At 76.5% G+C, this 12,254-nt stretch carries 7 protein-coding genes (1 of these 7 cut by a window edge); all 7 read left to right on the top strand.

Going from position 1 to position 12,254, the window contains the following annotated elements; genetic code table 11:
- Tightly spaced (each overlapping or abutting the next), the 7 genes in view from KSK32_RS24570 to KSK32_RS24600 form a layout consistent with a single transcriptional unit that may run on beyond the window.
- Window positions 1-1,005 (top strand): class I SAM-dependent methyltransferase, encoded by a 1,005-nt coding sequence (locus tag KSK32_RS24570; protein ID WP_216933324.1) that lies wholly within the window; start codon window positions 1-3, stop codon window positions 1,003-1,005.
- Window positions 1,002-3,635 carry an amino acid adenylation domain-containing protein gene (locus KSK32_RS24575; RefSeq protein WP_289256385.1) on the top strand — a complete coding sequence of 878 codons (2,634 nt, stop codon included), beginning with the start codon at window positions 1,002-1,004 and terminating at the stop codon, window positions 3,633-3,635. The genes KSK32_RS24570 and KSK32_RS24575 overlap by 4 nt, the downstream gene beginning before the upstream one ends.
- Window positions 3,616-4,767, top strand: a complete 1,152-nt coding sequence (locus KSK32_RS24580) for a potassium transporter TrkA (RefSeq protein WP_216933325.1) — start codon at window positions 3,616-3,618, stop codon at window positions 4,765-4,767. Before KSK32_RS24575 ends, KSK32_RS24580 begins: the two co-directional genes overlap by 20 nt.
- Window positions 4,764-6,119 (top strand): DUF6002 family protein, encoded by a 1,356-nt coding sequence (locus KSK32_RS24585; RefSeq protein WP_216933326.1) that lies wholly within the window; start codon window positions 4,764-4,766, stop codon window positions 6,117-6,119. Before KSK32_RS24580 ends, KSK32_RS24585 begins: the two co-directional genes overlap by 4 nt.
- Entirely contained in the window at window positions 6,116-8,458 is a 2,343-nt protein-coding gene (locus KSK32_RS24590) for a non-ribosomal peptide synthetase (protein ID WP_216933327.1), read from the top strand. The genes KSK32_RS24585 and KSK32_RS24590 overlap by 4 nt, the downstream gene beginning before the upstream one ends.
- Window positions 8,455-10,101, top strand: a complete 1,647-nt coding sequence (locus KSK32_RS24595; RefSeq protein ID WP_216933328.1) for a beta-ketoacyl synthase N-terminal-like domain-containing protein — start codon at window positions 8,455-8,457, stop codon at window positions 10,099-10,101. The genes KSK32_RS24590 and KSK32_RS24595 overlap by 4 nt, the downstream gene beginning before the upstream one ends.
- Window positions 10,098-12,254, top strand: partial view of a non-ribosomal peptide synthetase gene (locus tag KSK32_RS24600; RefSeq protein ID WP_216933329.1) — the 5' portion only. 1,317 nt of this gene lie beyond the right edge of the window; 2,157 of the gene's 3,474 nt are visible here — the first part of the coding sequence; the start codon lies at window positions 10,098-10,100; its stop codon lies beyond the right edge, outside the window. The genes KSK32_RS24595 and KSK32_RS24600 overlap by 4 nt, the downstream gene beginning before the upstream one ends.

Below are 12,254 nucleotides of genomic sequence, written 5' to 3' on the forward strand. Positions count from 1 at the left end.
ATGAGCCGGCCGTACCTTCCGTCCCTGGTCCTGCGCGATTACCTGCACACCGTGGCGACCCTCCACCCGCAACTGCGCGAACTGCTCGACTTCGGGCGTCCCGGCGCTGACGAGGCACTCGCGGAACTGGCCGGCACGGTCAGCGAGTTCGACACCGACTCCACCGGCCGGGGCGATTCCTACCGCCGGGCCCAGCGGGACACGCTCGTCCGCTGGACCGGCATGCGGCGGCTGCTGGACCTGGCCACCCCGGATGCCGCCGCCCCGGTGACGCTCATCCTCGACGTGCTCGGCGGCGACGGCACGGTGGCCCGCGCCGCGAGCAGCCAGTCCGCCTGCTTCGAGTCCAAACTCGCCTTCATCACCGGCGACCTGTCCGGCCACATGGTCGACAAGGCGCTCGCGCACGGACTGCCCGCCGTCCGCCAGGCCGCGCACTTCCTGTTCCTGCGCGACGCCGGCGTGGACGCGGTGCTGCTCGCGTACGGCACGCACCACATCCCGGCCGCCCGGCGGCCGCAGGCGGTCGCGGAGGCGGCCCGGGTGGTCCGCCCCGGCGGCCGGATCGTGCTGCACGACTTCGACGAGTCCAGCCCGATGGCCGGGTTCTTCGGCGAGGTGGTGCACCCGCACGCCGCCGGCGGCCACGACTACCGGCACTTCAGCCGAGCCGAGCTGACCGGCCTGTTCACCGCGGCCGGGCTGCCGGTACGCGTCGTCGACCTGTACGACCCGCTGATCGTGCGCGCCGACAGCGCCGGGTCCGCGTACGCGGGCATCCGCGACTACGTCGGCGACATGTACGGGGTGCGGGACTTCTTCGCGACCCTCTCCGACGACGAGGTGTGGGGGCTGCTGACCCGCCACTTCGACCACACCGGCTATCTGGCCGCGCTCGGCCGCGACGACGTGCCGGCCCGTCCGCTGGTCTACCGGGCCGACGGGCAGTTCGTCGCCGAGGTGCCCCGGATGGCGATCGTCGCGGTCGCGACGAGGACGCGGTGAGCGTGGTGTCCGGCCCGCGCTACCTGACCGACCTGGTGCACCGGCCCGACGGTTCCGGCGGCGACCGGCCCGCGGTCGTCGGCCCGGACGGCGAGCTGAGCTACGCGGCTCTGTGGGAGCGGGTGGGCGCGACGGCCGGGCTGCTGCGCCGGGCCGGCGTGCGGCCGGGTGACCTGGTGGGCCTGTACCTGCACCGGTCCGCCGACTACGTGACGTCGTTGCTGGCGACGCTCGCGGTGGGCGCGGTGGCCGTGCCGGTCGACCCCGAGCTGCCGTCGGGCCGGGCCGAGCAGATGCTCGCGGCGGCCGCGCCCCGGCTCGTCCTGTACGCGGACCGTCCGCCCGCCGTCGCGGCGCCCGCGTCCACCGGGTGGCGGGACGTGCGTACCGCGCGGGCCGGGCCGCCGGCCGGCCTGACCGATCGCACCGGCTGGCTGCCGCCGGACGATCACGCCGCGCTCGTGCTGTTCACCTCCGGCTCCACCGGCCGGCCGAAGGGTGTCGTGCTGCACCACGCCGGGCTGGTCAACCGGCTGGCCTGGGGCCACGACCGGTTCGGTTTCACCGCCGACGACCGGGTGCTGCACAAGGCGTCGATCGGGTTCGACGCGTCGGTGCACGAGATCCTCTCCCCGCTGATCTCCGGCGGCGCCGTGGTCGTCGCCGGGCCGGGCCTGCAGTTCGACAGCCTCGGGCTGGTCCGGCTGATCCAGCGGGAGGCGGTCACCACCGCGCACTTCGTCCCGACCATGTTGCGGCACGTGCTCGACGAGCCGGAGTTCGCCGGCTGCGTCACGCTGCGGCGGGTGCTGTGCGGCGGCGAGGCGCTGGACATGCGGCTGGTCCGGCGGCTGCGCGAGGTGCTGCCGTGCGGGCTGTTCAACGGGTACGGTCCGAGCGAGACCTCGATCAACGTGTCCTACTGGGACTGCGCCGAGCCGTACGCGGGCAGCATCGCCCCGATCGGCCGGATCATCGACGGCGTCACCGCCCATGTGCTCGACGACGACCTGCGGCCGGTGCCCGAGGGCGGGACCGGTGAGCTGTGGATCGGCGGGGTCGCGGTCGGGCTGGGCTACCTGCGCGACGACGAGCGGACGGCGGAGCGTTTCCGCCCCGACCCGGCGCGGCCGGGCGCGCGGCTCTACCGCACCGGTGACCTGGTGCGCATCGCGCCGCAGGGCTTCCTGGAGTTCCGCGGCCGGGCCGACGACCAGGTCAAGATCCGGGGTGTCCGGGTGGAGCCGGGCGAGGTGGCCGCCGTGCTGCGCGAGCATCCGGCCGTGCACGACGCGGTGGTGGTGACCGTCCCGGACACCGACGACGGCCCGCGCCTGGTCGGGTACGTGGTGCCGCAGCCCCGGCGGGCCCCGGCGGTCGGCGGGCTGCCGCGGTTCCCGCTGCCGAACGGCATGGCGGTCACCGCGGCGTCGCCGGACGAGGCGGTCTTCCTCTACCGGCAGATCTTCGACCAGGCCGAGTACGCCCGTTTCGGTGTCCGCGTCGGCGACGGCGCCGTGGTCCTCGACGTCGGCGCCAACATCGGGCTGTTCTCGCTCTGGGCGTCCCGGCAGGCGCGTGACGTGCGGCTGGTAGCGGTCGAGCCGAACCCGGACACGCTGCCGTACCTGCGCGCCAACCTCGGCCTCTACGCCGGGTCCGCGTCGGTCGTCGAGGCCGCCGTGACCGACGCGGCGGGCACCGCCGAGCTGACCTCGTTCCCCGAGCTGAGCTACCTGTCCGGCCTCGGCGCCGACCGGGCCGGCGCCGCCTCCGACCTGGTCCGGTCGCACTACCGCCACGGTGGCGGCGACGCCGACGAGACCGAACAGGCCGCGCTCCTGGCCGACGCCCGCCGCCGCCTCGCCCCGGTGGCGCACGTGGTGCCGACGGTGACGCTGTCGGACCTGCTGGACCGCTTCGGGCTGGACCGCGTCGACCTGCTGAAGATCAACACCGAGGGTGCCGAACTGAGCGTGCTGCGCGGGCTGCGCCCCGAGCACTGGCCCCGCATCCGCCAGGTCTGCCTGGAGGTCGAGCGCAGCAGCGTGACCACGCCGCGGGTGCGCGAGCTGCTGTGCGCGGCCGGGTTCGAGGTGCACGACATCGGCGACTGGAACGTCGGCGCGGACGCCGACGTCAGCTACGTCTACGCCGTACGGCCGCAGGATCCGCCACCGCCGGCGACACCCCGGGACGAGCCCGCCGACCATCTGCTGACCACCGGGCTGCTCCAGGGATACCTGGCCTCGGCGCTGCCGCCCGCGATGCGCCCGGACCAGCTCGTCCTGGTCGACCGGCTGCCCCGCCTGCCCAACGGCAAGGTCGCCCGGCTGGAGCTGCCACCGCCGCCGCCCCGGTCCACCGAACCCGCCCCGGACCGGGGCAGCGACCTCACCGACAAGCTGCGCGAGGCGTGGCGGGCCACGCTCGGCGTCGACGCGGTGCACGACGACGACACGTTCGTCGCCCTCGGCGGGCACTCGCTGACCGCGCTGCGGATGGCGCTGCGGGTACGGGAGATGACCGGGCTGGAGGTGTCCCCGGCGAGCTGCCTGCGCGCCGGGTCGTTCGCCGACTGGGTCGACCGGGTCACCGAGGCGGGACGCGATGTCAGCCCGACCCGCTGACGCGCGGCACGTCGTCGTGGTGGGCGCCGGCCGGCTGGCCCGCTCGCTGTGCCACGCCCTGGCCGCCATCCACACCCCGGTGCCGCTGCGCGTGACGGTCCTGGCCCGCGACCCGGACGCGGCCCACGCGCTCGCCCGCGCCGCGCGGGTACGCGCCACAGTCGCCGGAACCCCGCTCGCCGTCACCGCCCGGCCGTTCACCGCCGAGCCCGGCGCCGAACCGGGGGAGGGGTACGCCGCCGACGCCGCCTCGATGGCCCGGCTCCGGCCCGACGTGCTGGTCTGCGCCGCGTCCGCGCAGTCGCCGTACGAGCGGGCGGCGGCGCCGTCGGCCTGGACGGACCTGATCGCCGCGGCCGGCTTCGGGGTGACCCTGGCGTTGCAGGCCGAGCTGGTGTCCCGGCTCGCCGCCGCGCTGGCCGACGGTGCGCCCGGCGCGACGCTCGTCAACGGCGCGTTCCCGGACGCGGTCAACCCGCTGCTCGCCGCGCTGGACCTGCCGGTGCGCTGCGGCCTCGGCAACGTGGCGACGCTCGCCGCGTGCCTGGACACCGCGCTCGGGCGCCCCGGGCCGCGCCGGCTGGCGGTGCTCGGCCACCACACCCACCTCGCCGCGCCCGGCCCGGACGGCGACGACACCGCCGAGGTACGCGCCTGGCTGGACGGCCGGCCCGTCCCGGACGTCACCGGGCTGCTCGCCGGCTACCGGGCGCTGCCCCGGCCGGAGCTGAACGCGCTCGCCGGGCACACCGGGGCCGCCCTGGTGGCGGCGCTCGCCACCGGAGACGAGGTGACGGCGAGCCTGCCCGGGCCGATGGGACTGCCGGGCGGCTACCCGGTCCGGCTCACCGGCGGCCGGACCGAGCTGCGGCTGCCCGCCGAGCTGCCGGTGGCGCAGGCGGTCGCCTGGAACACCGCCGCCGGGCGCCGCGACGGCGTCGAGGTCGGCGGCGGCCAGGTCCGCTACCCGGAGCGTGCCCGGGCCGCGCTGGCGGCGTACCGGCCCGACCTGGCCGGCGGCTGGCACGCGAGCGAGCTGGCCGAGGTCGCCGGCCGGTTCACCGCCCTGCGCGACCATCTGCGAACGGTGCCGCCGGCGCCGGCCCGGAGTGTGTTGGAGGAATCCCGATGACAGTGACCACCCCGGCCACCCGCAACATGATCACCGACTACTACGAGGTCGTCGCGTCGGCGGTGCGGCGGTGCGGCGCGGTCCCCGGCGACGCGCCCGGCACACCCGGCTTCGCGCCCGGCTTCGACCTGCCCGAGCTGACCCCCGCGGTGCGGGAGTTCTACGCCGCCGCCACCGTCAGCTGGTCCCCGCTGGGCCACTACGGCGGGCACGACCTGACGATGCTCGACCTGACCGCCAACCCGGGCACCCGGACCACGAAGACGTTCGCCTCGATGGTGATCGTCGCGCGCGCGGTCGAGCACATCCGGCGCACCGGGGAGCGGCTGTGCATCGTCACCCCGACCTCCGGCAACAAGGGCGTCGCGCTGCGCGACTCGGTGGCCCGCGCGTACGCGGCCGGGCTGGTGACCCCGGAGCAGTTGTCCATCGTGGTGCTGGCGCCGGCGGCGACCCGGCACAAGTTCCGCCACGACGCGCTCGCCGACGATCCCGCGACCCGTGCGGTCAACCCGCTGCTGCGCTACACCGGCGCGGACCCGGAGGGCGTCAAGGCGCTCGGCCGCGCGTTCGTCGACGAGTACGCCGCCACCGTCTACGACAAGCACGGCGTCACCCTCTGGTACACCCTCGACCTGCGCAACTACCTGGTCGCTGACGCCGCCCGGGCCGCGTTCGAGGCCGACGTGTCACCGGCCACCGGTGCGCGCTGGCACGCCCATGCCGTGTCCAGCGCGTTCGGCCTGCTCGGCTACAACCTGGGCCGCGACGTGCTGGAGTCGGCCGGCGACGCCGACCCGGCCGACCGGCCCGGTTTCCTCCTCGTGCAGCACCTCGGTACGCCGGACATGGTGCTCAGCCTGCGCCACGGCTCGTTCGAGCGGGACCGCTGCCCGGCGTACGCGTTCGACGAGAGCCGGGGCGTCTGGACGCAGGACGCCGACCTGCGCTTCCCGGCCGTCACCGACGACCCGGCCGAGGTGCTCGACCCGACGTTCTACACCCACCGCCCGGTGACCTCCCCGGCGATGAACGCGCTCGTCGAACGGCACGGCGGCGACGGCATCGTGGTGTCGCGGCGCGAGTGCGTGCGGCGCTACCCGGTCGCCCGGCAGTGGCTCGCGAACGCCGGCCTGGCGCTGCCCGACGACCCGGAGCGGCTGCGGGAGTGGTCGATCCTGATGGCGCTGACCGGCGTCTGCAACGCCGTCGACCGGGGCCTGGTGCCGGCCGGGTACGAGATCGTGGTGCACGGCACCGGCAGCTACTGGGACGACTTCCGGGTCGCCGAGGCGGACGCCGAGGTGTGCACGCTCGCCGACGTGGTCGCCGCCGTCCTGGACGAGCGGTGAGCCCGTCTCCGCACCCGCTCGGCCTGCCGCCGCGGCTCGCCGCCCGGGCGCACGCCGCGGGCGTCGACCCGGCCGCCGTCGTCCTCGCCGCCACCGCCCTGCTGGTACGCCGGTACACCGGATCTCCGGTGGTGACGCTGCGGCACGGCGACGACCCGGTGACGCTCGACCTGACCGTGGACGCGCCGATCCGTGAGCTGTGCCGGTCGGTGCGCCCGGCACCGCCGGACCATCCGGTCGACGCCACCGTCGAGGTGGGTGCCGACCTGGCCGGTGTCGCCGTGTCCGGGCTGCCCGCCGAGTACGCCGACGACCTCCGCGCCGACCTGGCCGACGTCCTGTCCACGCTCGACCCGGACGCCTCGTCGGCGGGGGTGCTGCCGTCGGCCCGCTACGAGCGGCGACCGGCGCCGGACCTGTGGCGGCTGCACGGGGGCGACGGCACCGAGGCCGGCCGGGTACACGGCGACACCATCCCGGCCGCGTTCGCGGCGGCGGTGCGGGCGTACCCGGAGCGGCCGGCGGTGCTCGCCGACGACGCGACTGTCACCTATCGGGAACTCGGCGCGGCAGTCGCCGCGACCGCCGAGGCGCTTGCCGCATCGGGTGACGTGGCGGCGCCGGTGGCGGTGCTGTGCCGCCACGGCGTCGCCACGATCACCGGCATCCTCGCGGCGCTGGCGTCGGGGTCGCCGTACGTGCCGCTGGACCCGGCGTACCCGGCGGCCCGGCTGGCCGCGATGCTGCGGGACGCCGGCGTCCGGGCGATCGTCGCGGACCCGGACCACGCCGGGCGGGCCGTCGCGCTCGCCGCCGACGCCGGGCGGGAGCTGCCGGTGGTGCCGCTACGTCCGGGCGACCTCGCCGTGCCGGTGCCGGCCGGGCCCGCGCGGCCGGACGACCCGGCGTACGTGCTCTACACCTCCGGGTCCACCGGGAAGCCGAAGGGCGTGGTGCAGAGCCACCGCAACGTGCTGTTCGGCGTCCGCAACCACGTGCGCAACTTCGCCGTCCGGCCGGACGACCGCACGAGCGTGCTCACCTCGTTCGGCTACGACATGGCGGTCACCGACACGTTCAGCGCGCTGCTGTCCGGCGCCGCCGCCGTCCCGGTCGACGTCCGCACGCACGGCCTCGGCCACCTGACCGGCGCGCTCGCCGACCGCGGCGTCACCGTCTACCACTCCACCCCCACCGTCTTCCGGTACGTGGTGGCGAGCCTCGGCGAGCGCGGGCGGTTGCCGTCGGTCCGCGCTGTCGTCCTCGGCGGCGAGGAGGTCACCCGGCACGACGTGACGCTGGCCCGGCGGTCGTTCGCGCCGGGCGTGGTGTTCGTCAACGGGTACGGCACCACCGAGATCAGCTTCGCCGCGCAGCACCACCTGCCGCCGGACGCCGACCCGGGGCGCGCAGTCGTACCGATCGGGCACCCGCTGCCGGGCGTCGAGGTGGTGCTGACCGACCCGGCCGGACGCCCGGCCTGCCTCACCGGCGAGGTGGTCGTGCGGACCCCGCACGTCGCGCTCGGATACCTGGGCCTGCCGGAGCTGACCGCGGCCCGGTTCACCGAGCACGACGGGGTGCGCGCGTACCGGACCGGTGACATCGCGCGGCGGCTGCCCGACGGCACGCTCGTCTACCTGGGCCGCGGCGACCGGATGGTGAAGATCCGCGGCTACCGGGTGGAGCTGGGCGAGATCGAGGCGTGCCTGGCGGCGCTGCCCGGCGTGGCCCACGCGGCGGTGGTGGCGCGGCGGGGCGCGTCCGGCGCGGGCGAGCAGGAGATCGTCGCGTACGTCGTGGGCGCCGCCGGGACGCACGTCGCAGCAGCAGCGCTGCGGGAACGGCTGGCCGCCGTGCTGCCGGACTTCATGGTGCCCCGGGCGGTGGTGGCGGTGCCGGAGCTGCCGATCGGGCCGACCGGCAAGCTCGACCAGGCCGCCCTGCCCGACCCGGACCACCCGAGCGCTGGAGGGCCGGACGTCGATCGGCCGGGTGTCGGGGGACCGCCGTCCGGGCCGGTCGAGGAGACGATCGCCGCCGGCTGGTGCACGGTGCTCGGGCTGCCCACTGTGGACCGGCTGGTGAACTTCTTCGAGGCGGGCGGGCACTCGCTCCAGCTCGCACTGGTGCAGGGGTACCTGGAGGAACACCTCGGCCGCCGGGTGCCGCTGGCCCGGCTGGTGGAGTTCCCGACGGTGGCGGCGCTGGCCGCGTACCTGAAGAGGCCCGGGGACGCCGCGGGCGAACCGGAGGACGGCCGCCTGGCCGCGGCCGGACGCCGGATGGCCCGCCGCGCCGCCGCGCGGGCCGCCGGCGGCGGGGAGGGACGGACGTGAGCGAGGACGACCGGATCGCGGTGGTGGGGCTGGCCTGCCGGGTACCCGGCGCGGACGACGCGCCCACGCTGTGGCGCAACCTGCTGTCCGGGGTGGACTCGGTGTGCCGGACCGCCGTGGAGGGCACGCCCACCGGCCCGGACTGGGTACCGGCTTTCGGGCGGCTCGACGACCTGGACGGCTTCGACGCGGACCTGTTCGGCTACCCCGCCGCCGCGGCGGCGCTGCTCGACCCGCAGCACCGGCTGTTCCTGGAGGTCGCCTGGCACGCCCTGGAGGACGCCGGGATCGACCCGGACCGCGACCCGGCCCAGATCGGCGTGTTCGGCGGATGCGGACCCAACCGCTACCTGCACCACCACCTGCTCGGCAATCCCGCGCTGGCCCCGGCGGCGGGCACGCTCGCCGAGGACTGGGACGACGCGCTCACCGGCTCCGGCTGCGACTACCTGCCGACGCGCACCGCGTTCGCGCTGGGGCTGTCCGGCCCGGCCGTGGCGGTCCAGACCGCCTGCTCGACCTCGCTCGTCGCGGTCTGCCAGGCCGGGCAGAGCCTGCTGGACTACCGCTGCGACGTGGCGATCGCGGGCGGCGCGGCGGTGGTCTCCACCCGGCAGGCCGGTTACCGGCTGCGGCCGGGCGGGCTGCTGGCCACCGACGGGGTGTGCCGCCCGTACGACGCCGCCGCCACCGGGCAGGTGTTCGGCAACGGCGCCGGGGCGGTGGTGCTCAAGCGCCTCGCCGACGCCCGCGCCGACGGCGACCACGTGTACGCCGTGCTCGCCGGGTGGGCGGTGAACAACGACGGCGCCGACCGGCCCGGCTTCACCGTGCCGGGCGTGTCCGGCCAGGCGGCGGTGACGGCGGAGGCGCTGGCGTCGGCCGGCTGGGACGCGGCCGACGTGGGCTACCTGGAGGGACACGGCACCGGCACACCGGTGGGCGACGCGATCGAGGTGGACGCGCTGGCCCGGGTACGCCGAGGCGCCCACGCCCCGCTGCTGATCGGCTCGGTGAAGGGCAACCTCGGCAACCTGGACGCCGCGGCGGGCGTGATCTCCCTGATCAAGGCCGTGTACGCGGTCCGCACCGGACAGGTGCCGGGCACCGCGCACTTCACCGCCGCGCACGACGACATCGACCTGGCCGCCGCACGCGCCGAGGTGGACGCGCAGACCCGGCCGTGGGCCGGGGAGCGGCGCGCGGGCGTCAGCTCGTTCGGCCTCGGCGGCACCAACGCGCACGTGCTCGTCGAGCCCGCGCCCGCGACGGACGAACCGGACGCCGGGGCACCCGGCCCGGTGGTGCTGGGCCTGTCCGCGGGCAGCCCGGCGGCGCTGCGGGAACTGGCCCGGCGGCTGGCTGTCCGGCTGGCCGACGGCGACCTGGCGGTGGCCGACGTGGCGCACACGCTCGCGGTGGGACGGCGGCGGCTGCCGTACCGGGACGCGGTCGCCTGCGCCGGCGCGGGGGAGGCGGTGCGCCGGCTGACCGCGCTCGCGGCCGGCGAACCGGCCGACGGCGACGAAGCCGTCCGCACCTGGCGCGCCGGTGCCGACCTGCCCGTGCCGCCCGGCCGGCGGGTGCCGCTGCCCGGCTACCCGTTCCGGCGGACCCGGCACTGGATCGAGGCACGACGATGACCGGCCCCGAGCTGCCCTACCCGCACGAGTGCCTGCCCGACCTGGTGGCCGCGCGCGCCCGGCGGCGTCCCGGCGCGCCGGCCGTGGTGCAGGGCGACCTGACGCTGAGCTACGCCGACCTGGTCGGCCGGGCCGCCGCGCTGGCCGCGTCGCTGCGCGCCCACGGCGTCGGCGCGGACGATCTCGTCGGCGTCTGCGTGGACCGCCGCCCGGACCTGGTGGTCGCGCTGCTCGGCGTGCAGGCGGCCGGCGCCGGGTACGTCCCGCTCGACCCGGCCCTGCCGTCCGGACGGTTGCGGGAACTGGCCGCCGAGGCCCGGCTCCGCGTCGTCGTGGGTACGTCCGCTGCCGAGGCGTTCACCGGCCGGACCGTGCTGGACGTCCCCGCCGAGACCGCGCCCTGGCAGCCGACCCCGGCGACGCTCGGCACCACGGCGTACGCGATGTTCACGTCCGGGTCGACCGGGCAGCCCAAGGGCGCGGTGATCGAGCACCGGGCGCTGACCGAGAAGGTCACGTCCATCGCGGAGTTCTCCGGGTTCGACGCCGCGACCCGGTGCCTGGCGTTCGCGTCGATCGGGTTCGACGCGTCGGTGGCCGACATGCTCGCCCCGCTCGCCGCCGGGGGCACGGTCGTGCTCGCCGGTGACGCCGAGCGGGCCGACCCGACCCGGCTCTACCGGATCTGCGCCGAGCAGTCCGTCGACGTGGTGGTGCTGCCACCGCCGATCCTGCCGCTGCTGGACCCGGCGCGGCTCCCAGGCGTACGGCTGGTCGTCACCGGCGGCGAGGCCACCGGCCCGGAACAGGTCGGCCGCTGGACCGCGGGCGGGCGCCGCTTCATCAGCGTGTACGGCCCGACCGAGGCGACGGTGCTCGTGACCTGGTTCGAGGGCAGCGGCGACTGGACCCGGCCCATCCCGATCGGGCGGCCCGCCGCCAACCACCGCATCCACCTGGTCGACGACGAGCTGCGCGAGGTGGGCCCGGGGGAGATCGGCGAGGTGCTCGCGGGCGGTCCCGGGCTGGGCCGCGGATACCTGTTCGACGCCGCCCGCACCGCGGAACGGTTCCTCCCGGACCCGTTCTCCGGCCGGCCGGGGGAGCGGCTCTACCGCACCGGTGACCTGGCCCGGTGGCTGCCGGACGGGAACCTGGAGTTCCTCGGCCGGGCCGACCGGCAGGTCAAGATCCGCGGGCAGCGGATCGAGCTGGGCGAGGTCGAAGCAGTGCTGCGCCGTCACCCGGACGTCGACCTGGCCAGCGTCCAGGTCCGCGCCGGCGGCGGCGGTCAGGAACTCGTCGCGTACGTGGCGACCGGCCTGGACGTGGCCGAACTGCGCGCCTACTGCGCGCGGCTGCTGCCGCCCGCCGCCGTACCGGCCCGGATGCACACCATGCCCGCGCTGCCCATCACCATCAACGGCAAGATCGACACCGAGCGGCTGGCCGCGCTCGACGCCGCCGGACCGGCCCCCGCCCCGTCCGGCGAGCCGCCCGCCACCGACACCGAACGCCTCGTCGCGCAGGCGTGGGCCGCGCTGCTGGACGTGCCCGCGGTCGGCCGCGACGACGACTTCTTCCACCAGGGCGGGCACTCGATCACCGCGATGCGGCTGGTCGCCGACCTGCGCGAGCGGCTCGGCCGCGACCTCGCCGTCGAGGACGTGCTGGTCCTTCGCACACCACGCGGCATCGCCGCCCGCGCCGACGCCGCCGCCGGGACCGGCCCGGCCCCCGTCGTCCGGGGACGGCCACCGGCGCTGTCCCCCGCGCAGCAGCGGCTGTGGTTCCTCGACCGCTACTTCCCGGCCGCCGCGTCGGCGTACAACGTCGCGTTCGCCGAACGGCTCACCGGCCCGCTCGACGTCGCGGCGCTCGCCACCGCGCTCACCGCCGTCGCGGACCGCCAGCAGATCCTGCGCTGGCGGATCCCGGAGCGCGACGGCGTGCCGTACGCGGTCGCGGACCCGTCCGAGCCGGTGCCGCTGCCGGTGCGCGACCTCGGCCCGGGCACCGACCTCGCCGGCCACCTCGCGACGAGCGCCGCCACGCCGTTCGCGCTGGGCACCGACACGTTGTGGCGGGCCGAGCTGATCCGCACCGGCGCCGACGAGCACGTGCTGGCCGTGTACGCCCACCACGCCGTGTTC

Source organism: Micromonospora sp. WMMB482, assembly GCF_019038635.1.
Lineage (GTDB): Bacteria > Actinomycetota > Actinomycetes > Mycobacteriales > Micromonosporaceae > Micromonospora > Micromonospora marina.